Source organism: Lentisalinibacter orientalis, assembly GCF_040706535.1.
Taxonomy (GTDB): domain Bacteria; phylum Pseudomonadota; class Gammaproteobacteria; order Steroidobacterales; family Woeseiaceae; genus Lentisalinibacter; species Lentisalinibacter orientalis.
Map to the genome: position 1 here is coordinate 885518 of NZ_JAPDRJ010000001.1, position 20653 is coordinate 906170.

Annotated in this window: 23 protein-coding genes; 5 read left to right on the plus strand and 18 right to left on the minus strand. The window is 70.0% G+C overall.

Translation table 11 applies throughout. The features are described 5' to 3' along the window. Positions 1-27 precede the first annotated feature (27 nt). The gene (locus ACJMK0_RS03920) at positions 28-681 is read right to left on the minus strand and encodes a c-type cytochrome (RefSeq protein WP_405235700.1); all 654 of its coding nucleotides are present in this window, start codon (positions 679-681) and stop codon (positions 28-30) included. 184 nt (positions 682-865) lie between these two features. Between ACJMK0_RS03920 and yihA the strand changes: the two genes are divergently transcribed. Next, positions 866-1495: a ribosome biogenesis GTP-binding protein YihA/YsxC gene (gene yihA, locus ACJMK0_RS03925; protein ID WP_405235702.1), complete on the plus strand. Its 630-nt coding sequence runs from the start codon at positions 866-868 to the stop codon at positions 1493-1495. 195 nt (positions 1496-1690) lie between these two features. Here yihA and polA read toward each other — a convergent pair whose 3' ends face one another. From polA to ACJMK0_RS03980, 11 genes are read right to left on the minus strand one after another with little or no spacing between them, the layout of a single operon-like run. Continuing rightward, positions 1691-4384 carry a DNA polymerase I gene (gene polA / locus ACJMK0_RS03930; protein WP_405235705.1) on the minus strand — a complete coding sequence of 898 codons (2694 nt, stop codon included), beginning with the start codon at positions 4382-4384 and terminating at the stop codon, positions 1691-1693. Positions 4385-4394: 10 nt separating this feature from the next. Further along, positions 4395-4610 carry an LPS translocon maturation chaperone LptM gene (gene lptM, locus ACJMK0_RS03935; protein ID WP_405235707.1) on the minus strand — a complete coding sequence of 72 codons (216 nt, stop codon included), beginning with the start codon at positions 4608-4610 and terminating at the stop codon, positions 4395-4397. Then, a complete protein-coding gene (locus ACJMK0_RS03940; RefSeq protein WP_405235709.1) occupies positions 4607-5056 on the minus strand; it encodes a hotdog fold thioesterase in 450 nt (149 codons plus the stop codon). Before ACJMK0_RS03940 ends, lptM begins: the two co-directional genes overlap by 4 nt. Before the next feature lie 48 nt (positions 5057-5104). Further along, on the minus strand, positions 5105-6292 hold the full coding sequence (argH, locus tag ACJMK0_RS03945; RefSeq protein ID WP_405235711.1) for an argininosuccinate lyase: 1188 nt from the start codon (positions 6290-6292) through the stop codon (positions 5105-5107). Continuing rightward, positions 6289-7233 (minus strand): acetylglutamate kinase, encoded by a 945-nt coding sequence (gene argB / locus ACJMK0_RS03950; protein WP_405224777.1) that lies wholly within the window; start codon positions 7231-7233, stop codon positions 6289-6291. The genes argH and argB overlap by 4 nt, the downstream gene beginning before the upstream one ends. After that, positions 7230-8237 carry an N-acetylornithine carbamoyltransferase gene (locus ACJMK0_RS03955; protein WP_405235713.1) on the minus strand — a complete coding sequence of 336 codons (1008 nt, stop codon included), beginning with the start codon at positions 8235-8237 and terminating at the stop codon, positions 7230-7232. Before ACJMK0_RS03955 ends, argB begins: the two co-directional genes overlap by 4 nt. 22 nt (positions 8238-8259) lie before the next feature. Further along, positions 8260-9471, minus strand: a complete 1212-nt coding sequence (locus ACJMK0_RS03960) for an aspartate aminotransferase family protein (protein WP_405235715.1) — start codon at positions 9469-9471, stop codon at positions 8260-8262. Between the two features lie 8 nt (positions 9472-9479). Continuing rightward, a complete protein-coding gene (gene argC, locus ACJMK0_RS03965) occupies positions 9480-10568 on the minus strand; it encodes an N-acetyl-gamma-glutamyl-phosphate reductase (RefSeq protein ID WP_405235717.1) in 1089 nt (362 codons plus the stop codon). Continuing rightward, positions 10565-11629 carry a hypothetical protein gene (locus tag ACJMK0_RS03970; protein WP_405235719.1) on the minus strand — a complete coding sequence of 355 codons (1065 nt, stop codon included), beginning with the start codon at positions 11627-11629 and terminating at the stop codon, positions 10565-10567. The genes argC and ACJMK0_RS03970 overlap by 4 nt, the downstream gene beginning before the upstream one ends. Further along, positions 11626-12864: an argininosuccinate synthase gene (gene argG / locus ACJMK0_RS03975; protein ID WP_405235721.1), complete on the minus strand. Its 1239-nt coding sequence runs from the start codon at positions 12862-12864 to the stop codon at positions 11626-11628. Before argG ends, ACJMK0_RS03970 begins: the two co-directional genes overlap by 4 nt. Next, on the minus strand, positions 12861-13340 hold the full coding sequence (locus tag ACJMK0_RS03980; protein ID WP_405235723.1) for an arginine repressor: 480 nt from the start codon (positions 13338-13340) through the stop codon (positions 12861-12863). Before ACJMK0_RS03980 ends, argG begins: the two co-directional genes overlap by 4 nt. A 165-nt stretch (positions 13341-13505) precedes the next feature. Between ACJMK0_RS03980 and ACJMK0_RS03985 the strand changes: the two genes are divergently transcribed. Further along, complete coding sequence (locus tag ACJMK0_RS03985) at positions 13506-14177, plus strand: alpha/beta hydrolase (RefSeq protein WP_405235725.1); 672 nt, start codon at positions 13506-13508, stop codon at positions 14175-14177. Here ACJMK0_RS03985 and ACJMK0_RS03990 read toward each other — a convergent pair. The 5 genes from ACJMK0_RS03990 to ACJMK0_RS04010 form a co-directional block, all read right to left on the minus strand. Then, positions 14158-14919: an NRDE family protein gene (locus ACJMK0_RS03990; RefSeq protein WP_405235727.1), complete on the minus strand. Its 762-nt coding sequence runs from the start codon at positions 14917-14919 to the stop codon at positions 14158-14160. The two genes, ACJMK0_RS03985 and ACJMK0_RS03990, sit on opposite strands and share 20 nt — an antisense overlap. A gap of 1 nt (position 14920) precedes the next feature. Next, positions 14921-15829 (minus strand): NAD(+) diphosphatase, encoded by a 909-nt coding sequence (gene nudC / locus ACJMK0_RS03995; RefSeq protein ID WP_405235729.1) that lies wholly within the window; start codon positions 15827-15829, stop codon positions 14921-14923. A gap of 9 nt (positions 15830-15838) precedes the next feature. Further along, a complete protein-coding gene (gene rraA / locus ACJMK0_RS04000; protein ID WP_405235731.1) occupies positions 15839-16318 on the minus strand; it encodes a ribonuclease E activity regulator RraA in 480 nt (159 codons plus the stop codon). A gap of 63 nt (positions 16319-16381) precedes the next feature. After that, positions 16382-16801 carry a large-conductance mechanosensitive channel protein MscL gene (gene mscL, locus ACJMK0_RS04005; protein ID WP_405235733.1) on the minus strand — a complete coding sequence of 140 codons (420 nt, stop codon included), beginning with the start codon at positions 16799-16801 and terminating at the stop codon, positions 16382-16384. A gap of 105 nt (positions 16802-16906) precedes the next feature. Beyond that, positions 16907-17494, minus strand: coding sequence for a hypothetical protein (locus tag ACJMK0_RS04010; RefSeq protein WP_405235735.1), 588 nt, complete (start codon positions 17492-17494; stop codon positions 16907-16909). 126 nt (positions 17495-17620) lie between these two features. Here ACJMK0_RS04010 and ACJMK0_RS04015 point away from each other — a divergent pair, with 126 nt between their 5' ends. After that, the gene (locus ACJMK0_RS04015; RefSeq protein ID WP_405235737.1) at positions 17621-18244 is read left to right on the plus strand and encodes a hypothetical protein; all 624 of its coding nucleotides are present in this window, start codon (positions 17621-17623) and stop codon (positions 18242-18244) included. An 11-nt stretch (positions 18245-18255) separates the two neighbouring features. Here ACJMK0_RS04015 and ACJMK0_RS04020 read toward each other — a convergent pair whose 3' ends face one another. Next, complete coding sequence (locus tag ACJMK0_RS04020; RefSeq protein ID WP_405235739.1) at positions 18256-18879, minus strand: DNA-3-methyladenine glycosylase family protein; 624 nt, start codon at positions 18877-18879, stop codon at positions 18256-18258. Between the two features lie 35 nt (positions 18880-18914). Here ACJMK0_RS04020 and ACJMK0_RS04025 point away from each other — a divergent pair, with 35 nt between their 5' ends. Then, positions 18915-19877 (plus strand): ABC transporter ATP-binding protein, encoded by a 963-nt coding sequence (locus ACJMK0_RS04025; RefSeq protein WP_405235740.1) that lies wholly within the window; start codon positions 18915-18917, stop codon positions 19875-19877. A gap of 2 nt (positions 19878-19879) precedes the next feature. Beyond that, on the plus strand, positions 19880-20653 hold the full coding sequence (locus tag ACJMK0_RS04030; RefSeq protein WP_405235742.1) for an ABC transporter permease: 774 nt from the start codon (positions 19880-19882) through the stop codon (positions 20651-20653).

Genomic DNA, 20653 nt, shown 5'->3' on the forward strand with positions numbered 1-20653 from the left:
CGGCGCGCGCCGGCCGAGTTCAGCGCCTTACTTCAGGCCCTGGACGTAGGAGGCGAGTGCCTCGATCTGCTCGTCGTTCAGACGCTCGGCGATGTTGTTCATGACCTTGTTCATGCCCGATTTGCGCTCGCCCGAGCGGTAGGCCTTGAGCGTGGATGCGGTGTAGGTGGCGTGCTGGCCGCGGAGCTTGGGATAGGCGGCTGCCGGATTGCCGAACCCCCGTGGACCGTGACAGGCGATGCAGGCCGAGATGCCGGCTTCCTGGTCGCCGCCCCGGTACAGGCGTTCGCCCATGGTCACGAGGTCCGGATTCGCGATCGCGCGGGGCGGCAGGTCCTGGGCCTCGAAGTACACGCCCAGGTCCTTCATGTCCTGGTCGGACAGGCCCATGGCCTGGCTGGACATGAGCACGTTCTGGCGGTCGCCGTTCTGGAACGCCAGCAGCTGCTCGTAGACGTAGCGCGCGTTCTGCCCCGCCAGATTGGGCCATTCCGGGTTCACGCTGACGCCGTCGGCCCCGTGGCAGGCGGCGCAGGTGGTGGACTTGGATTTGCCGGCCTCGGCCGACCCGTCGATGAGGCTCTCGGCGGCGGCACCGGTGCCGAGCAGCAGGAGGGTAGCGAGGCAGGCCGGTCGCAGGAAATTCCGCAGAAAAGTCGGCAGCAAAGTCTCAGGCATCATTCAGTTCCAACCATTCCAACCGTTGCAGTGATCCAGTCTCGGCCGGACGCCGGGCTGCATCCGGATCTCGAATTCAGCTTTGGGGCGGCGGCCGGTCCGGCCCAGCCCGCACAGGGAGCGTGATAGACTCGCGCAAACCCCGAATTATACATGAAAAGGCGCCTGCCGAAGGGTCTGTACGCCCATGTCGCAATACCCTGCCGCCCGCTTTCTCGCCAGCGCCCACAACCCCTCCCAGTTCCTGCCGGACAGCGGCCGCGAGGTGGCCTTTGCCGGCCGGTCCAACGCCGGGAAATCCAGCGCGATCAACACGATAGTGAACCGCCGGCAGTTCGCGCACACCAGCAAGACCCCCGGCCGCACCCAGCTCGTGAACTTCTTCGAACTGTGGGAGGAGGCCCGCCTCGTCGACCTGCCCGGCTACGGTTTCGCCCGGGTGTCGGCCTCCATGCAGCGCCACTGGCGCGGGCTGATGAGTGCGTATTTCGCCGGACGCCGGAGCCTGACCGGGCTGTTCCTGATCGTGGACATCCGCCGGCGGCTCACCGACTTCGACTGGCAGATGCTGGATCTCGCCGAGGGGATCGAGGTGCCCGTGCACGTGCTGCTGACCAAGGCGGACAAGCTAAAGCGCGGCCAGGCCGCCTCGGAGCTGGCGAAGGTGCGCAAGGAACTGGACGGAGCCGCCACGGCGCAGCTCTTCTCGGCGCTGAAGCGGGAAGGCGTGGCGGAGGCGCGGCAGCGTCTGGAAGCCATGCTGGCGCGGAGCCCGGAGGCGGTGGAAGGGGCGCAGCCGGAGCCGGAAGCGCCATAAAAAAAGCCCCGGCGCGTCTGAAACAGGGGATACGCGCCGGGGCCACGTGTGCAACAGGCTTGGGGTGACCGTGTTGCAGTCCCGCCGAGGGAGGTCAGCGGGTGAGTGGATTGGGGGCCACTCGGTATCGTTTGACGGGGATCGACGGGGTGAGTTCCCGGCCGGATGCGGGAATCGGCCGGACAGCCGGTCCGGTCAGTGCGCCTCGTCCCAGTTGGCGCCGACACCGGTGTCCACCTTCAGCGGCACGGCGAGTTCCGCCGCCCGGCTCATGCGCTCGACCAGCCCGGCGGCCACCGCGTCGGTCTCGGCTGCCGCCACCTCCAGCACCAGCTCGTCGTGCACCTGCATGATGACGCGGGCATCAACGGCCTCCTCGGCGAGCCAGTGGTGCACGTCGATCATGGCGCGCTTGATGATGTCGGCGGCCGTGCCCTGCATCGGCGCGTTGATGGCGCTCCTCTCCGCGTACTGGCGGCGCTGCACGTTGCGGGAGTTGATCTCCGGAAGGTAGAGGCGCCGGCCCATGACCGTCTCCACGTAGCCCTTCTCGTGGGCCTGTTCCCGGGTCGTGTCCATGTAGGCCCGCACGCCGGGGTAGCGTTCGAAATAGCGGTCCACGTAGGCCTGGGCGTCGGCCCGGGGGATGCCGAGCTGGCGGGCGAGGCCGAAGGCCGACATGCCGTAGATGAGGCCGAAATTGATGGCCTTGGCGGAGCGGCGCTGCTCGCCGGTGACGGCGTCGAGCGCCGTATCGAAGACCTCGGCCGCCGTCGCCCGGTGGATGTCCTCGTCGTCGGCGAAGGCCGCGAGCAGGCCCTCGTCGCCGGAGAGGTGGGCCATGATTCTGAGCTCGATCTGGGAGTAGTCCGCGGCGAGGATGCGATAGCCGTCCGGCGCCACGAAGGCCTGGCGGATGCGCCGGCCCTCCGGCGTGCGGATGGGGATGTTCTGCAGGTTCGGGTCGGAGGAGGACAGCCGGCCGGTGGCCGCCACCGCCTGGTGATAGGAGGTGTGGATCCGCCCGTCCCGGCCGACCAGCTCCGGCAGCTTGTCGGTGTAGGTGCTCTTCAGCTTGGACAGGCCGCGGTATTCGAGGATCACCTCCGGCAGCTCGTAGTCGGCGGCCAGCTCCTGCAGCACGTCCTCGGCGGTGGAGGGCTGGCCCTTCGGCGTCTTCCGGATCACCGGCAGCTGCTGGCGTTCGAACAGGATCTCCTGCAGCTGCTTGGGCGAGCCCAGGTTGAACGGGCCGCCGGCAATCTCGTGGGCCTTTTCCTCGGCGGCGCGCATCTTCGCCGCGAGTTCCCGGCTCTGGGTCCTGAGCAGCTCGCAGTCGAGCAGCACGCCGGTCTCCTCCATCTCGGTCAGCACCGGCACCAGCGGCTGCTCGATCTCCTCGTAGACCTCCCGCAGGCGGCCGGTCTCGGCGAGCTCACCCCACAGTCGCAGATGCAGCTGCAGGGTGACGTCGGCGTCCTCGGCCGCGTAGGGCAGCGCCTCCTCCAGGGCGACCTGGTCGAAGGTGATCTGCTTCGCGCCCTTGCCGGCCACCTGCTCGTAGGGGATGGTCTCCAGGCCGAGGTAGTGGCGCGCGGTGGAACCCATGTCGTGGCGGGTGGCAGTGCTGTTCAGCACGTAGGACTCCAGCATGGAGTCGTAGCGCATGCCGGCCAGGCGGATGCCGTAGCGGCGGAAGACGTGGGCGTCGTACTTGAGGTGGTGGCCCACCTTGGGCTTCGAGTCGTCCTCCAGCCAGGGACGCAGGCGCTCCAGCACCCGTTCGCGGTCCAGCTGTTCCGGCGCGCCGGCGTAGTCGTGACCTACCGGGATGTAGGCGGCCGCGCCCGGCTCCACGGAGAGCGAGATGCCGACCAGCCGGGCGGCCATGTAGTTCAGGCTGTCGGTCTCGGTGTCGAGTGCCGTCAGTTCCGCCGCGTCGATGCGCTGCAGCCAGCGCTCGAGGGCCTCTTCGTCGGTGACCAGCTCGTAGTCCGTGCCCGGCTTGTCGGCGGCCGGCGCCGGCGCGCCGAAGGCCTCGTCCAGCTGGCGCAGCAGCGTGCGCAGCTCGAGCCGCTGGTAGAGACCGCGCAGGTGCTCCACGTCCGGCTCGCCCGGCGCCAGTCCGTCGGGCTCGACGTCCAGTTCCACATCGTCGCGGATGGTGGCCAGCCGGCGGGAGAGTTCCAGTTCCTCCAGGTGTTCGCGGAGGCTCTCGCCCACCTTGCCCTTGATGCTGTCCGCATCGGCGACGATCTCGTCGACGCTGCCGTACTGGTTCAGCCACTTCGCGGCCGTCTTGGCGCCCACCCGGGGCACCCCCGGAATGTTGTCCGAGGTGTCGCCCACCAGCGCGATCCAGTCGACGATCTGCTCGGGCCAGACATCGTATTTTTCCTTGACCCCGTCCCGGTCCAGCCGGGTGTCGGTCATGGTGTTCACCAGCCTGATGCCCTCGCTGACGAGCTGGGCCATGTCCTTGTCGCCGGTGGAGATCAGCACCTCCATGCCGCGGTCGAGCGCCCGCCGGGAGAGCGTGCCGATGACGTCGTCGGCCTCCACGCCGTCGATGCGCAGCAGCGGCAGGCCCATGGCCTCCACGGCCTCCAGCAGGGGCAGCACCTGGGAGCGCAGCTCGTCGGGCATGGGCGGGCGGTTGGCCTTGTACTCCTCGAACATTTCGTCGCGGAAGGTCTTGCCCGGCGCGTCGAATACCACGGCGATGTGCTGGGGCTCTTCCTCGCGCACCAGCTTGTTCAGCATGTTCAGTACGCCGAGCACGGCGCCGGTGGGTTCGCCGGCGGCGGTGGTCAGCGGTGGCAGGGCGTGGAAGGCGCGATAGAGATACGAGGACCCGTCGACCAGCACCAGCTTCTCGCGTTCGGTCATCGTCGCCCTCTCATCGTTCCGCGGCAGCGTCTTCTTCCGGTTCTTCTTCCGTCGCGCCCGGGCCGGCCCCGCCCGTGGGGATGCCCGGTTCGACCTGCTGCGGGCTCTCCCCCGGCAGGTAGAGAGGACCCTTCTGTCCGCAGCCGACGAAGCCGCCGCCCGCCGCGGCCAGCGTGGCCAGGGTCACCGCGAGCCGGACGGGCCGGCGCAGCCGCGCGCCCGTCATCCCCGGGCCTCCGCCCGTGCCTGCAGGTCGAGCACCGCCATGGTGATGCGGCACACGGCCGTGCGCCGGCCTTGCTCGTCGGTTACCTCGATGCCCCAGACCTGAGTGGTGCGGCCCTGGTGGAACGGGCGCGCCGTGCCGGTGACGATGCCTTCGCGCACGGCGCGCAGGTGGTTCGCGTTCACCTCCAGGCCCATGCAGCGGTAGCGGGCCGGGTCCACGCTGAGCGCGGCCGAGATGCTGCCGAGGGTCTCCGCGAGCACCACGGTGGCGCCGCCGTGCAGTACGCCGTAGGGCTGGCGGGTGCGCTCGTCCACGGGCATGGTGCCGCAGAGGTAATCGTCGCCGATCTCGGAGACCTGCACGCCGATGTGTTCGTTAATGGTGCCTTGCTGGAGTTTCTGTACTTCCTCCAGCGGAGGGCGGCGTCCGCCGAACCAGATCATGTCGCTACCCTTGCCGGGCCGGGCCCGGAGTTACTGACCGGAAGGTCCTCAGTGTTCTGAAAGTTTCCGGGCGACGCGCCGGTAGGCCTCGCGGAACGGGATGCCTTCCTCCGTGACCAGCCGGTTCGCCTCGCCCGCCGCATGCACGCCGGGGTCCAGCCGGACGTTCTCCGGCCGGAAGCCCACGCCGTCGAGCAGCGCGGCCATGATCACCAGCGTGTCGTCGGCGAGATCGATGCCGCGGAACAGCGGCGGCTTCAGGCGCTGCAGGTCGCGATGGTAACCCGAAGTGAGCTTGGCCGTGACCATCAGGCACTCGTCCAGGCAGGCCTGGGCGGTGGCGGGCGCGGCGCGGGCGAGCTCCAGCACGTCCGGGTTGCGCTTCTGCGGCATGATGGAGGAACCCGTCGTGAACGCCTCCGGCAGGCTCACGTAGGAGAATTCCTGGGTGTAGAACAGCAGCAGGTCGGCGGCGAGCCGCGCCGTGTCCTGCAGGGTCAGGGTGATCTCGAACAGAAGCCCGCTCTCCGCCTTGCCCCGGGACAGCTGCACCGCTGTCACCGGTTCTTCCACCGCGGCGAAGCCGAGCGCGTCCGCCGTCTTCTGCCGGTCCAGCGGCAGTCCGGGCGTGCCGTAGCCGGCCGCGCTGCCGAGGGGGTTCCTGTCGATGCGCCGGCCGGCGGCGCGGAGCCCCTCCGCGTCGTCCCTGAGCGCCGCCGCGAACCCGCCGGCCCACAGGGCGACGGAGCTGGGCATGGCCTGCTGCAGGTGGGTGTAGCCGGGCAGCTCGACGTCGCCCTGGCGTTCGGCGAGGCGATCGAGTGCCGCCGCCAGCGACCCGGCGCCGGCCGCCAGCGTGGCGGCCGCGTCCTTCAGGTACAGCCTGAGCGCCGCCAGCACCTGGTCGTTGCGCGAGCGGCCGAGATGCACACGGCCGCCGGCCTCGCCGATGGCATCGGTGAGCCGGCGCTCGAGCGCGGTGTGGGCGTCCTCGTCCGCCAGCCCGATGTGCCATTCGCCGGCGGCGTGGGACTCGCCCAGGCGGGTGAGGCCGTCGCGGATGGCGGCGAGGTCGTCGTCGCCGAGCAGACCGCAGGCGTTCAGCATCTCCGCGTGGGCGACGGAGGCGCGGACGTCGTAGGCGACCAGCCGCTCGTCGAGCCGGTGGTCCTCGCCGGCGGTGTAGCGCAGCACCCGCTCATCCAGCGGCGCGCCCTTGTCCCAGAGCCGTCTCAAGCCTCGCCCCCGGCATGATGGGAAGGGTGCTGCTCCTCCGGCGTCAGTGCCCCGATGTCGTTCACCACCAGCGTGCCGGTGCCCTCGTTGGTGAAGACCTCCAGCAGCAGGCTGTCCTCCACCTTGTGAGAGATCACGTGCACGCGCTGCACGCCGTGCTCCAGGGCCTGGGTGATGGCGGCCGCCTTCGGCAGCATGCCGTCGGCCAGGGCGCCGTCGGCCCGCAGCTTCTCGAGTCCCTTGCGGTCCAGGTAGGAGATGAGCGAGCCCGGATCGGACGCATCCGCCAGGATGCCGGGGGCGCCGGTGGCGAGGATCAGCTTCTCCGCATCCAGCGCCGCCGCGATCGCGGCGGCCACCGTGTCGGCGTTAATGTTCAGCAGCGTGCCGTCGGCGTCGGCGGACAGCGGGCTCACCACCGGCATGAGGCCGTTATCCAGTTGTTTGGACAGCACCTCGGCGTCGACGCTGTCGATGTCGCCGACGAAGCCGTAATCGATGGACTCCTCGCCTTCCTGGACCGGCGGGCGACGGTGGGCGCGGATCAATCCTGCGTCCACGCCACTGATGCCCACGGCCGGGATCTGCAGGTCCCGGCAGGCGGCCAGGATGCGGGTGTTGATCTGGCCGTTCAGCACCATGGCCGCGACGTTCAGCGAGTCGGCGTCGGTGACACGGCGCCCGGCGACGAACTTCGGATCGAAGCCGAGCGCCTTGGCGAGCTCGGTGGACTGCGGGCCGCCGCCGTGGACGAGCACCACCCGGATGCCCACCTGGTAGAGGATGCCCACCTGCTCCATCAGCGCCCGGGTGGAGGCCGGGTCGACGAAGACGTCGCCGCCGGCCTTCAGCACGAAGACCTTCTTCTTGAACAGCCGGATGTAGGGCGCTGCGTGTTTCAGCGCCGAGACGACGATGGCCCGTTCGCGCTTGCCGATCATGCTCCGCCTCCCAGCATCCGGTGCAGCACGGCCATCTGGGCCAGCATGCGGTTGCGCGCTTCCTGTATCACCACGCTGCGGGGGCCGTCCAGGATGCGGTCGGCCACCACGACGCCGCGGCGTACGGGCAGGCAGTGCATGAAGCGGCAGTCGGCAGCGGCGTTCGCGAACCAGGGCTCGTCCACGCACCAGTCCACGTGCTCACGCCGCAGCTTCTCGTCTTCCACGCGGTCGCCGTAGTGGCGGGTGGACGACCAGGACTTCGCGTAGATGACGTGGGCGCCCTCCATGGCCTCGGCGCGGTCGTCGGTCTCGCGCAGGGAGCCGCCGCTGGCCTCGGCCGCGGACTTCGCTTTCGTCATGATCGGCTCGGGCAGTTCGAAGCCTTCCGGCCGCAGCACGGTCACGTCCATGCCCCGGGCGGCCGCCATGTGCACGGTGGCCGCCGGCACCGCCAGCGGCAGCGCCTTCGGATGGTAGGCCCAGGACAGCACGAATCTGCCGCCCCGGGCGGGGATGGCGAGATCGTCCATCGTCTTCCAGTCGGCGAGGCTCTGGCAGGGGTGATTCACCGCCGATTCCATGTTGATCAGCGGCGTGTCGATCAGGGCTTCGAGCTCCCGGTACTGCTTCTCGGCCAGGTCCTCCTCGAGGTTGCGCCGCTCGGCGAAGACGCGGATGCCGATGGCGTCACCGTAGGAGGCGATCACCGGGACGGCCTCGCTGATGTGCTCCGCGGCCGAGCCGTCCATCACGATGCCGTGGCGGGTCTCCAGGCCGTGGATGGACATGTCCGGCGAGATCACGAACGAGCCGCCGCCGAGACGCACCATGGCGGCCTGGAAGGAGGCCAGCGTGCGCAGGCTGGGGGAGAGGAACAGCAGCGACAGCACCTTGCCCTCCAGCGCCCGGGGCTCGGGTTTCTCGTCCAGCCGTCCGGCCAGCGTGATCAGCTCGGCGATCTCTTCGCGCTCGAGGTCTGCGAGGTCGTTGAATGTCTTCATGTTGTCGTTCCGGAGTGGTCGTTCATTCGTGGGAGAGCCGGATGTCGGCGAGCGCCTGCGCCAGGCGCTCGACATGACCGGTGTCGATCACGTAGGGCGGCAGCAGCCGCAGCACGGCGGGATCGCCGCTGGTCCCCGTGAGTATGTCACGCTCGAGCAGCGCGTCGCGCACCCGGGCTGCGGGCACCGTGCAACGCAACCCGAGCAGCAGCCCCTTGCCCTGGATGCCGGCCACCGGACCCGTCACGCAGGTCGAGCGGATCTGCGCCTCGCGTTCGCGCACGTTGTCCATCAGCCCCTCGCCGGTGATGGTGTCCACCACTGCCTCGATGGCGGCTGAGGCGACCGGCCCGCCGCCGAAGGTGGTGCCCAGGTCGCCGGCACGCAGTTCCGCCGCCAGCGCCTCGGTGGTGAGCAGCGCGCCGCAGGGGAAGCCGCCGCCGAGCGACTTGGCGGCCGTGACGATGTCCGCCGCGACGCCCGCGTGCTGGATGGCGAATGGCAGGCCGGAGCGGCCCGTGCCGCATTGCACCTCGTCGGCGATGAAGACCGCGCCGTGGGCTTTGGCCGCGTCGCCCAGCGCGCGCAGGAACTCCGGCGCCAGGTCGAAGGCGCCGGCCACGCCCTGCACGGGCTCGACGATGACGGCGGCGGTGCCGTCGTCCACGGCGTGACGCGCCGCCTCCGCGTCGTCGCGGGGCACGAAGACCACCTCGAACGGCAGGTTGGGGAACGCATACCAGCGTTTGCGGCTGCCCCAGGTCACGGCGGCCGCCGCGGTGCTGCGGCCGTGGAAGGCGTGTTCCACGGCCACCACCTTGCGCCGCCCGGTGGCGAGACAGGCGATCCTGAGCGCGTTCTCGTTGGCCTCGGCCCCGCTGTTCACGAACAGCGCGCGGGTGAGGTGATCCGGCGCGAAGGCGGTCAGCTTCTCGGCGGCACGCGCGCGCACGGCGAGCGGCGACATATTGCTCTGGAACAGCAGTGTCTTCATCTGCCGCTCGATGGCGGAGATCAGCGCCGGGTGGTCGTAGCCGAGCGCGGTCACGGCATGGCCGCCGTAGAAATCCAGGATCTCGCGGCCGTCCGCGGTCCGCAGGTAGACGCCATGGGCGCTGACCGGCTCGATGGGCAGATGGGGATATACCGGCAGCGTGCAGGCGGCCTCGACGGCTGCGGCGCTGCGGTTCGCGCCCGGGTTCGTGTCCGTATTCGTATCCGTATTCGTATGCATGGGCGCCCTCATATCCAGCCGGGGGCCGGCTGCGTGAGACCCGCGGTCTCCGGCAGCGACCACAGCCGGTTCATCCATTGCATGGCACCGCCGGCGGCGCCTTTCAGCAGGTTGTCGATGACGACGAACACGGCGGCCGTAGAGCCGTCTGCGGCCACGCCGATGTGGGCGTAGTTGCTGCCGGCCACATCCTTCACCCGGGGTGTGCCGTCCACGATGCGCACGAAGGGCGCGTCCCGGTAGTAATCGGTCAGCGCGGCGGCGAGTGCGTCCCGGTCGGCGCCCGCGGCCAGCGGCGCCTGCAGCGTGGAGTGGATGCCGCGGGCGAACGGTCCGGAGTGGGGGATGAAGCTGAAATTCGCGGCGACCCCGCTGGCCGCCTCGGACAGCGCGGCGATCTCCGGCGCGTGCCGGTGCGCCAGCGGCTTGTAGGCGAACAGGTTGCTGTGGCGTTCCGGGTGGTGGGTGGTCGCCGTGGGGCTGCGGCCCGAACCGGTGCTGCCGGTGATGCCGGCCACGAACACGGTGGGGTGGATCAGGCCCGCGGCGAGCAGCGGCACCGCACCCAGCAGTACCGAGGTGGCGAAGCAGCCGGGATGCGCCGCATGCTCGGTGTCGGTCGCGGCCAGGTGCTCGGGCACCGCGCAGCGGAATGAATCGAAGAGTTCCGGCGCGCCGTGGTCCTGGCCGTACACTGCCTCGAAGGCCTCCCGGGCGGGGAACCGGAAATCCGCCGACGCGTCCACGATGCGCAGGCGGCTGCCCGCGCTGCCGGCATCGGCGAGCAGTCGCGCCAGCATGGGCGCCGAGGCGCCGTGGGGCGCCGCGGAGAACACCGCCAGCTCTTCGTGCCGCCCCAGCAGCGCCGGCACTGCGTCCGGGCCGACGAATGCGGCATCCCCGTAGGCGGCGCCGAGCTGGGGGAACGTGGCCGCCACCGGCTCGCCCGCGCGGCTGCCGGAGACGGCCGCGGCCAGCGTCAGGTTCGGGTGGCCGGTGAGCAGGCGCAGGAACTCGCCCGCCACGTAGCCGGTGCCGCCGAGTACCAGCGTCGGGATGGTCGCGGCCGGGATGGTCATGTCCGCCCGGGCGCTCACCGGCGTTCTCCGCCGAGGCCGACGTGGCCTGCCACCAGGTCGCCGAGGCGCACGCCGTCGGTCAGGGCGTTGATCGCCTGCACGCCGAGATCCTCGACGATCATGTCGATGCCCACCGCGTTATCCGTGGCCGGGCCCGTGACCACCACCGGCTCGATGCCGTGGGTCTCGCGCAGCAGTTTCACGCCGCCCCAGGCCGCCACCGGGTCGTTGGCGCAAAGCACCACCGCCGTGAAGGCGTCTTTCAGGGCCGGGTCGTTCAGGATGGCCGACACGCCGTAGGGCCCGAGGATGCCGTCGCCGAGTTCCATCACGATGGCGTCCGGCCGCTCCTCCGCGAGCTTGTTCAGCAGCGAGCGGGTGAGCGCCGGCCCGTTCGATGCGCTGGTGGTGACGACGCCGAAGTCCATGAACAGCAGGCCGTTATCCGCGCCGGCGTCCTCCATGGCCAGCACGTCCCGGCGCAGCGACACGCCGGTGGCCTTGCCCGCCGCCACCCGGTGGCGGTTGTGGCGCAGCCGGCTGACGATGGCGCAGGCCGCCGCCGTCTTGCCGGAGTCCATGCAGGTGCCGGCCAGGGCGATGACGGGCACGCCGCGGACGTCGAGCCCCGCCTCGTAGTCCAGCGGGAACTCGCCCACCCGGGCGGGCACGCCGATGCGCTCGCCGAGATAGGGGAACGTGAGCACGGTGCCGAGCACCCGGCAGTCGAACGGCGGGCCGACGTCCGGGTTCGCGGAGTCGCAGATGCCGAGCACGCCGCCGATGTTCAGCAGCTGCACGGTGTCGCCGGCGGCCAGGGTCTTCGGCAGGTGGCCCGAATAGCCCCGGAGCGCCTTGCGGTGGCCGAGCGCGCCGACGATGACGTCGCCGCGCTTCACCGTGGCCATGCGCCCGCTGGTGAGCTCCATGGTGTTGTAGCGGGTCTTGTTGTTCAGCACCTCCACGGCGACGAGCACGCCCTCCTCGCAGGGGATCTCCTCCGACAGGCGCAGCTCGCGGCCCAGCTCGTGGTGCTGGGCCACCGAGGCGATCTTGTCGACGACGACGCTGCGCATCATCCGTCCTCCGCCTGGCGGGCGGCGCGGGTCTGCAGCATGCCGGTGAGCGACAGGATGCGGGCGTGGCCGAGCGCGTCCGCCGGCGTCCACTCGCCGGCCGCCTCGCCGTAGACGCCCTTGCTGGCGGCCATCAGTGAATATGGCGAGGTGACGCCCTCCACGAAGACGCTGCCGGGCCGCAGCTGGACCGTCACCTCGCCGGTCACCCGCGCCTGGGACGAGGCGAGCAGCGCCTCGATGTCCCGGCAGACCGGATCGAGCTGGCGGCCCTCGTGCACGAAGTCGCCGTAGGCGGCGGCCACCGTATCCTTGATGCGCTGCTGGGGCCCGCTCAGCACCAGCTTCTCGAGCTCCCGGTGGGCGGTCAGCAGGATCTCCGCGGCCGGCGCCTCGAAGGCCACCCGCCCCTTGGTGCCCAGGATGGTGTCGCCCAGGTGGATGCCGCGGCCGATGGCGAAGCTGCCGCCCAGGGTCTCCAGCTGCTCGATCAGCGCCACCGGCTCCAGCGTCTCGCCGTCGATGGCGACGGGGCGGCCCTGCTCGAAGCCGATGCGGTGGCTCTCCGGCTCCCGGGCCGACGCCAGTGCGCCCGCCGACAGCACCCAGGCCTCCTCCGGGATGGAGCCGCGGGAATCCAGCGTTTCGCGGCCGCCGATGGTCACGCCCCACAGGCCCCGGTTGATGGAGTAGGCCGAACCGGACTTCGGCACCGGCATGCCGTGGTCTTCCAGGTAGGCGAGCTGATCCTGCCGCGCCCAGCTGTTGTCGCGCACCGGCGCGAGCACCTCCAGCGACGGATTCAGCGTGCGCAGCGCCACCTCGAAGCGCACCTGGTCGTTGCCGGCCGCGGTGCAGCCGTGGGCCACCGTATCGGCGCCGTGCTCGGCGGCGGCCGCGGCCATGCGGGCCGCCTGGATGCCGCGCTCGGCGCCCACGCACAGCGGATAGAGCCCGCCCCGGCGCACGTTGCCGGCGATGAGCCAGCGCAGCACCTGGTCGAAGAAGGCCTGGCGGGCGTCGATCAGGAGGTGCTCCGCGGCACCGAGGGCCTCGGAGCGCGCCGCCAGTTCCCGCCGCGCGTCCTCGTCGATGCCGCCGGTATCCACCGTGACGGTGATCACCGGGCGGCCGTAGTTCTCCTTCAGCCAGGGCACGCAGAAGGAGGTGTCCAGCCCGCCGGAGTAGGCGAGCAGGATGGGAGAGTCCTGGCCGGAAGAGGTGGGCTGGGCATTCATGGGGTTCGCTCCGCGAAGATGTCGTTGAGTCGGGATTCCAGTCGCGCGCTCGCCGCCGCGCCGGGCGTGGCCACGAAGATGGTGTCGTCGCCGGACAGCGTGCCGACGATCTCCGGCCAGCGGCTGCGGTCCAGCGCCACCGCCACCCGCTGGGCGGCGCCGATGCCGGTCTGCACCACCACCAGGTTGGCGCCGGCCCGCTTCACGGCGCGGACGAAACCGGCCACCTCGGCGAAGGCGTCGCCGGTGGTGGCGGAGCCGGCCGCGGCGGGGTCGGCCGCGCGCAGCCGGTAACCCTCGGCCTCCTTGGCCGCGCCGAGGATGCGCAGGTCGCGGGAGACGCTGGACTGGGTGGCGTCGAAGCCGAGCTCGTGCAGCACGCGCACCAGTTCGCCCTGGGTGGCGACGGGGCGCTCGCGGAGGATGGCCGCGATGGCGCGGCGACGCTCGATCTGTTGTTCGGCACTGGCAGGCATGGCGGGCGGCAACTGAATAAAATTGCGCATATTAAAACCGTAATGCGCATACAGGGTCAAGGCTGCCGACGGACTATTTTCCGGGTAACCTGCGCGCTCGGGTATCGCGGCAATTACCATCATTGCGATCTTCCGATACCGGACACACGCAGCACGGGAGGAAACATGCTGGAGACGGCAGAGATCAGCACCGGCGATCAGCCGACGGGCTCCGTGATCTGGCTGCACGGTCTCGGCGCCGACGGCCACGACTTCGAGCCGGTGGTGCCGGAACTCCGGTTGCCCGACGACCTCGCCCTGCGCTTCGTCTTCCCCCATGCGCCGATCCGGCCCGTGACCATCAATGCCGGCATGCGCATGCGCGCCTGGTACGACATCGTCGCCATCGACCGCCGGGCGCGGCAGGACGAGGAGGGCATCCGCGCGAGCGCCGTGGCCACCGTGGAGCTGATCGAGCGGGAGAAGGAGCGCGGCGTACCGGCCGGGCGCATCGTGCTGGCGGGTTTCTCCCAGGGCGGCGCCGTCGCCATCCACGCCGCGCTGCGCTACCCGGAGCGCCTCGCCGGCCTCATCGCCCTGTCCACCTGGATGTCGCTCGGCGGAACGCTGGCGCAGGAAGCCAGCCCGGCGAACCGCGATCTGCCGATATTCCTCGCGCACGGGCGCCAGGACCCGATGGTGCCGGTTGCCCTGGGCGAACAGACCCGGGAGGCGCTTGCCGCGGCCGGCTACCCGCTGGCGTGGCACACTTACGACATGCCCCACGCCGTCTGTCCCGCCGAGATCGCGGATATCTCGGCGTGGCTGCAGGAGCGCTTCACGCAAGCCGGAAGCTGACCCGGGTTTCGCCGGTGGCCTCGCCGTCGGGGTCGAAACGCCGCTCGACGAACTCGGCGCTGCCGTCCGCACGGAACACGAGCACCGTGGAGCAGCGGGTGCCGTAGGTCGGCGTGAGGATGAACGGCGCGGACAGTACCCGGCGGACGGCCGGATCCAGCCCGGGGTCCGCCTCGCCGTCCTCGCCGGCGGGTCGGGTGTCGGCCAGTATCTCCAGGATGTCGTCGGGTTCGGTGCGCCCCGCCTCGAGCCGGGTGGTCAGGCGGTCGCGGGTGACCACCAGCTTCGGCCAGGGGGTGTCGAGCAGCGCATTGCTCACGCCGTGGATGCCCGGCTCCAGGTCGCGGCTGACCGCCTCGCGGTTGGTGTGGTAGCGCAGCGTCGCCGCATCGCCGAACAGGAGATTGAAGCCGGCGTAGCGCTGCTCCTCGCGCTCCAGTCGGGACGCGAACCCGTCGGCCGGCTCGTCACCGCACAGCCAGTCGGTGAGCAGCAGGCCGCGGGAGACCTCGCCGCCCCGGGGAGAGCCTTCACGGTAGTTGGTGACGACGCCGAAACGGCCGCTGCGGGTCACGCCGAGCCAGGTGCCCCCGGCCTCGAGATCGCGGCCGGCCAGCAGCCCGGGTTGCTCCGGCCACCAGTCGGCGGGTTCGGCGGGACGGGCGTGGAACTCGTCCCGGTTGCCCGCCAGGATCAGTGGCAGCTCCGGGTGCATGCGCCAGGCGGCGACGATGAGACACATGTCAGGCGACGTTGCTGCCGCCGTCCTCCTCGAGCCAGTCGTCGACCAGCCGGCGGGCGATGGAGAGTCGCGGTGGCAGCTTCGGCCAGCCCGCCCGGATCTCGTGACGGGAAAACCAGCGGGCGTCCTCCAGTTCCCCGTCGTTCAGCACGATGTCGCCGGATTCCGCGACGGCGCGGAAACCCAGCATCAGCGCGGAGGGGAAGGGCCACGGCTGGGAAGACTCGTAGCGCACCTTGGCCAGCCGCACGTTGGTCTCCTCGAAGACCTCCCGGCGCACGGCCTCCTCCAGGCTCTCGCCGGGCTCGACGAAGCCGGCGATGGTCGAGTAACGGCCTTCCGGCCAGGTGGGCTGGCGGCCCAGCAGGCAGCGCTCGCCGGCTTCCACCAGCACGATGATGGCGGGGTCCACCCGCGGGAAGATGCGCCGGCCGCATTCCGGACCCGTGCAGATCCGCGCGTAGCCGCCGGCATCGGGCTCGGTGGCCGCCCCGCAGTGGCCGCAGTGCCGCTGGGCCTGGTGCCAGAGGATCATGGCGCGGGCGTGGGCCATCAGGCTGGCCTCGTCCGGAGGCAGGATGCCGCCGAGGGTGCGCAGGTCCCGGTACTCCACGCCGCCGCCGGTCGGCAGCACCGGCTCGTCCACTTCCAGCGCGAACGCCGGGGCGTCGCGGAACACGCCCAGGAACACCAGGTCCTCGAGCCGGGGCTCCAGGGGAAGGTCCGTATAGCGAAGCAGCCAGGCGCGGCCGTCGGCCTCGGCCGCGGGGCAGCGGCCCTGCCACACCGGCACGAAGACGGTGCCCGGCCGGGTCAGCGCGTCGCGCTGCCAGTCCTTGTCCACCCGCCGCTCGCCGGCCCGGTCGACATAGGCGCCGGCGAAAGTGTTGTGGGACAGGGTCGCCGTCACGGCGCGCCCTCAGACGAGGGCGTCGGCGCTGACCAGGAGCCCGTCCTCGTCGGCATAGAGATGGTGGCCGGGCTCGAAGGCGACGCCGGCGAAGGCCACGGTCACGTCACGCTCGCCCCGCCCGAGCTTGCGGCTCTTCAGCGGCATCGTCGCGAGCGCGCGCACGCCGATGTCGATGCCGGCGATATCCGCGGAATCCCGGATGCAGCCGTTCACCACCACGCCGGCCCAGCCGTTGTCGGCCGCCAGCGCGGCCAGCTGGTCGCCCAGCAGCGCGCAGCGCATCGAGGCGGCGCCGTCCACCACCAGCACCCGGCCGTCGCCGGGTTCCTCCAGGGCCGAGCGCACCAGCACGTTGTCCTCGAAGACGCGCAGGGTGGTGATCGGGCCGCCGAAGGCGGGGCGGCCGCCGTAGGCGCGGAAGATCGGGTCGGCGATATGCACGCGATCCGCGTGCTCGTCACAAATGTCTGCTGTCTTGATCGTCATCTCGGGCTGCCGTTCGTCCAACGAGCCCGCCGGTCCCCCGGAACCGGCGGGCCGCTCACTTTATCAGGTCTGCTTCTGCAGGAGGTCGCGGATCTCGGCGAGGAGCCTCTCCTGGGCGGGCGGTTCCGGCGGAGCTGCCGGCGCTTCCTCTTCCTTCTTTTTCATACGGTTCATGGCACGAACCACCATGAAGATGGCGAACGCCACGATGACGAAATCGAGCAGCGTGTTGATGAATACGCCGTACTTGATGAGTGGCGCACCGGCCGCTTCTGCCGCCAGCAGCGACTCGAACTTACCCGGACCGAGATTCACGTAGAGATTGGAGAAATCCACACCGCCCATCAGCAGACCGATGGGAGGCATGATGACGTCGTTGACGAGAGAGCTGACGATCTTGCCGAAGGCGGCACCGATGACGATGCCGACGGCCATATCGACCACGTTGCCACGCATGGCGAATTTCTTGAATTCATCGAGCACGATTGTGTCCCTCTTAATGCTGCACGAGGCAGCCGGTGTCGTTGCTGTCGTGCCGTGTATGCCGGCACAGAGGCATTCTACTCCCGCCCGGAAGGAAGAGCGGCGTCAGCTGCGGACGAAGGTGCCGTGCCCCGGCCGCCGGCTGCGCCCCGTGCGGATCTCGCAGGCCGGGCACTGGTGGAAATTCAGGCCGTAGCGGTCGTGCAGATAATCCAGGCCGCAGTCGTTGCAGCGCGTGAGGCCCAGGTCGCCGTCACCGCTCAGGGCCTGAAGCAGGTTCCAGGCCCACTCGAAGCTGAACAGGCAGCGGGGATGCAGCAGCTGGTAGGTCTCGTAGGAGCGGCACGCCCGGTGGCCGTACTCGACGTCGGGGCGTTGCCAGCGGGCGTACACGCCGTCGCCGGCGAGCTGGAGCAGGCCGCCCTGCACGAACAGGTAGGTGAGCGTGGTCGCCTCCAGCTGGTGGACGGCGTTGCGCACGAACGGCACCGTCTGGCGGGGCGACTTGCCCCGCCTGCGCCGCACGCCGCCCCGGCCGGCGGGGAAATAGCGGCTGTAGATCTTGCGGATCCGGTCGTGGGACAGCCCGGTGCACAGGCTGATGGTCTGGGTGCGGGCCTCGTGGCCTATCATTCGTAGCGCCAGCTCGAAGCGCAGCCGCTCGGTTTCATAGCGGTCCCGGGTTGCCTCCATCCATTTGCCCTCCATTTATGTAATTTTTAGAACATATATGACATCATTTTTCCGCTAGGATCACAAATGAGAAAAATAGACCAATATGGTCAATAAGTCATAGATAGGGCAACCAGGGGGTGGGGCATGGCTTACAGGGCACTGGACGACAACGATCTGCGGCATCTCGCCGCCATTAACCGCAGCTATCTCGAGTTCCTCGGCAGCAACGACCGGTACGCCGCGCGACAGCTGGAACGCCTGGAGCCGGCGGCCCGGGAGATGGTGCGGCGGCTCACGCCGGAACACCGGGCCGAGGCCGCCAGCAGCCCGTTCCTGCTGTGCAGCGTCCGCGCGGTGGACGTCGGCGGCGGCGCGGATCCCGGCACCTTCGAGCTGTTCCGCGGCACGGCGCCCAGTGTGGAGCTGGTGCTCTACATGAGCCTGTCGCTGCTGCGGCGGCTCGCCTGGCGGCGGCCCTTCGCGGCGCGTCTGCTCGGCGGGGTGGACGCGGCCTGGTGCGACGAGCTCGCCGGCCTGGACGAACCGGCGCTTGCGGCCGTCGCCCATGCCCAGGCAGCCCGGCTGCGCCCGGTGCATGCGTCCGTGGCCGGATTCTGGCCCGAGCTGCTGCGCTGCGCGGAGCTGGTGCCGCTGCGTCGCCGCGCAGTGCGGGCGGCCGGGCTGCAGCTGCAGCAGCGCCTGCCTGCCACGCTGCCGCTCAGGGCCGCGGCCTCGCGCCTGCAGGCAGCGCGCCGGCGCTCCGGCTGACGGGCCGGCGACTATCCCGGCCCGACTATCTCGGCCCGGTAATAGTGCCAGAGCATCCGGGCGGCCACCGCCCGGCGCGGCCGCCAGCGCTCGCCGCCGGCCGCGAGTTCCGCCGTATCCGCGTCCGGCAGCAGCCGCTCGATGGCCCGTTCCAGCGCGAGGTCCCCGGGCGGCCAGACGTCGCGCCGGCGCATCGCCGCCATGACGTAGGCGCCGGCCGTCCAGGGACCGATGCCGGGCAGCGCGGTCAGCGTCGCGATGGCATCTTCGTCCCCGGCCCGGGCCAGCGCGGCGAAGGACAGCCGCCGGCTCTGCACCGCGTCGCCCAGCGCATGGCAGTAGCGGGCCTTCTGCCGGGTCATGCCCAGGCGATGCAGCCGCTCCGGCCCTGCCGCCACCAGGCGCCGCGCGGAGATTCCGCCCAGTTCGCTGCGGATACGGCGGTACAGCGTCGCCGCCGCGGCCAGCGACACCTGCTGTTCCAGGATGATCCGCACGAGCGTCTCGATGCCCTCCGGCCGGCGCCAGAAGGCGGGGATGCCGTGGCGCCGTACCACGGGCCGGAACTCCGGCGCGGCCCGGGCCAGCGCCCGCACCTCCCGGGGGAATTCGGCCGTGTCGATGCGCTGGTCCATGCGGCGCTCCCTCATAGGTTCTACAATGGCACGTTATGCGTGCACTCAGTATCCGGGACCTCAGGAAGGTCTATCCCAACGGCGTGGAGGCGCTGAAGGGCATCAATTTCGAGGTGGAGGAGGGCGACTTCTATGCGCTCCTCGGGCCGAACGGCGCCGGCAAAACGACGGCCATCGGCATCATCACCTCGCTGGTGAACAAGACCAGCGGCGAGGTCCGTATCTACGGCCACAGTATCGACGACGAGCTGGAACAGGCAAAGGCCTGCCTCGGGCTCGTGCCCCAGGAGATCAACCTGAACCTGTTCGAGAAGGTCCTGAATACGGTGGCGAACCAGGGCGGCTACTACGGGCTGCCGCGCAAGCTCGCCTACGAGCGCGCGGAGCGCTATCTCACCGAGCTGAAGCTCTGGGACCGGCGCAACGACATCGCCCGCAACCTCTCCGGCGGCATGAAACGGCGGCTGATGATCGCCCGTGCGCTGGTCCACGAGCCGAAGCTGCTGATCCTCGACGAGCCCACCGCCGGCGTCGACATCGAGATCCGCCGCTCGATGTGGAACTTCCTGCAGAAGATCAACGCCGAGGGCACGACCATCATCCTCACCACCCATTACCTGGAAGAGGCCGAGAGCCTGTGCCGACACGTGGCCATCATCGACGAGGGCCGCATCATCGAGGATGCCAGCATGGCGGACGTGCTGCGCAAGCTGAACCGGGAGGTGTTCGTGCTGACGCCCGCCGAGCCGCTGGATGCCGCGCCCGGGCTGGAGCCGTTCGAGCTCACGCTGCGCCCCGACGGCGACCTGGAGGTGGTGCTGGAGAAGCGCGAGAGCCTGAACGAGGTGTTCGCCGCCCTGTCGGAGGCGGGCGTGCGCGTGGTCAGCATGCGCAACAAGGCCAACCGGCTGGAGGAGCTGTTCATGGGGCTGGTGGAGAACAAGGGCGCGGCGGCCGAGATGAAAGCGGCGGCGCGGGCCGCGGCGGCGGAGGCCTGAGCATGGACCTGCGTGCCAACTGGGTCGGCCTGCAGACCATCGTGTACAAGGAATTCACCCGGGTGATCCGCATCTGGGTGCAGACCATCGTGCCGCCGGCCATCACGATGACGCTGTACTTCATTATCTTCGGCACGCTCATCGGCAAGCGCATCGGCGCGATGGACGGCTACAACTACATGCAGTACATCGCGCCGGGGCTGATCATGATGTCGGTGATCACCAACTCCTACGGCAACGTGGTCTCCTCGTTCTTCGGCGCCAAGTTCGGCCGCCACATCGAGGAGATGCTGGTCTCGCCCATGTCGAACGCCACCATCATCCTGGGCCACGTGGCCGGCGGCGTCGTGCGCGGGCTCATGGTGGGCGCGCTGGTGTCCGTCATCGCGCTGGCCTTCACGCGGCTGACGGTGCAGCACCCGTTCGTCACCTTCTCCATGGTGATACTCACCTCGGTGGTGTTCTCCCTGGCGGGTTTCATCAACGCCGTCTTCGCGAAGAAGTTCGACGACATCTCGATCATCCCCACCTTCGTGCTGACGCCGCTCACCTATCTCGGCGGCGTGTTCTACTCCATCTCGTTGCTGCCCGAGTTCTGGCAGAAGGTCTCGCTGGCCAACCCCATCCTGTACATGGTGAATGCCTTCCGCTACGGGGTGCTCGGCGCCTCGGACATCCCCATCGGCATCGCGTATCTCATCGTCTGCGGTTTCGTCGTGCTGCTGTTCACCGTGAGCCTCGTGCTGATGAACCGGGGCGTGGGCATCCGGGAGTAG

Excerpts from the sequence above, each read along its gene's own strand:
- ACJMK0_RS04030 (WP_405235742.1), top strand. The coding sequence starts at position 19,880 with ATGGACCTGCGTGCCAACTGGGTCGGCCTGCAGACCATCGTGTACAAG.
- ACJMK0_RS03955 (WP_405235713.1), bottom strand. The coding sequence starts at position 8,237 with ATGAAGACATTCAACGACCTCGCAGACCTCGAGCGCGAAGAGATCGCC.
- lptM (WP_405235707.1), bottom strand. The coding sequence starts at position 4,610 with ATGACGGGCGCGCGGCTGCGCCGGCCCGTCCGGCTCGCGGTGACCCTG.
- ACJMK0_RS03970 (WP_405235719.1), bottom strand. The coding sequence starts at position 11,629 with ATGATGCGCAGCGTCGTCGTCGACAAGATCGCCTCGGTGGCCCAGCAC.
- ACJMK0_RS03990 (WP_405235727.1), bottom strand. The coding sequence starts at position 14,919 with ATGTGTCTCATCGTCGCCGCCTGGCGCATGCACCCGGAGCTGCCACTG.
- argB (WP_405224777.1), bottom strand. The coding sequence starts at position 7,233 with ATGATCGGCAAGCGCGAACGGGCCATCGTCGTCTCGGCGCTGAAACAC.
- ACJMK0_RS04020 (WP_405235739.1), bottom strand. The coding sequence starts at position 18,879 with ATGGACCAGCGCATCGACACGGCCGAATTCCCCCGGGAGGTGCGGGCG.
- ACJMK0_RS04010 (WP_405235735.1), bottom strand. The coding sequence starts at position 17,494 with ATGGAGGCAACCCGGGACCGCTATGAAACCGAGCGGCTGCGCTTCGAG.
- ACJMK0_RS03960 (WP_405235715.1), bottom strand. The coding sequence starts at position 9,471 with ATGCATACGAATACGGATACGAATACGGACACGAACCCGGGCGCGAAC.
- ACJMK0_RS03980 (WP_405235723.1), bottom strand. The coding sequence starts at position 13,340 with ATGCCTGCCAGTGCCGAACAACAGATCGAGCGTCGCCGCGCCATCGCG.
- ACJMK0_RS03940 (WP_405235709.1), bottom strand. The coding sequence starts at position 5,056 with ATGATCTGGTTCGGCGGACGCCGCCCTCCGCTGGAGGAAGTACAGAAA.
- ACJMK0_RS04015 (WP_405235737.1), top strand. The coding sequence starts at position 17,621 with ATGGCTTACAGGGCACTGGACGACAACGATCTGCGGCATCTCGCCGCC.
- yihA (WP_405235702.1), top strand. The coding sequence starts at position 866 with ATGTCGCAATACCCTGCCGCCCGCTTTCTCGCCAGCGCCCACAACCCC.
- rraA (WP_405235731.1), bottom strand. The coding sequence starts at position 16,318 with ATGACGATCAAGACAGCAGACATTTGTGACGAGCACGCGGATCGCGTG.
- polA (WP_405235705.1), bottom strand. The coding sequence starts at position 4,384 with ATGACCGAACGCGAGAAGCTGGTGCTGGTCGACGGGTCCTCGTATCTC.
- ACJMK0_RS04025 (WP_405235740.1), top strand. The coding sequence starts at position 18,915 with ATGCGTGCACTCAGTATCCGGGACCTCAGGAAGGTCTATCCCAACGGC.
- ACJMK0_RS03985 (WP_405235725.1), top strand. The coding sequence starts at position 13,506 with ATGCTGGAGACGGCAGAGATCAGCACCGGCGATCAGCCGACGGGCTCC.
- ACJMK0_RS03920 (WP_405235700.1), bottom strand. The coding sequence starts at position 681 with ATGATGCCTGAGACTTTGCTGCCGACTTTTCTGCGGAATTTCCTGCGA.
- argG (WP_405235721.1), bottom strand. The coding sequence starts at position 12,864 with ATGAATGCCCAGCCCACCTCTTCCGGCCAGGACTCTCCCATCCTGCTC.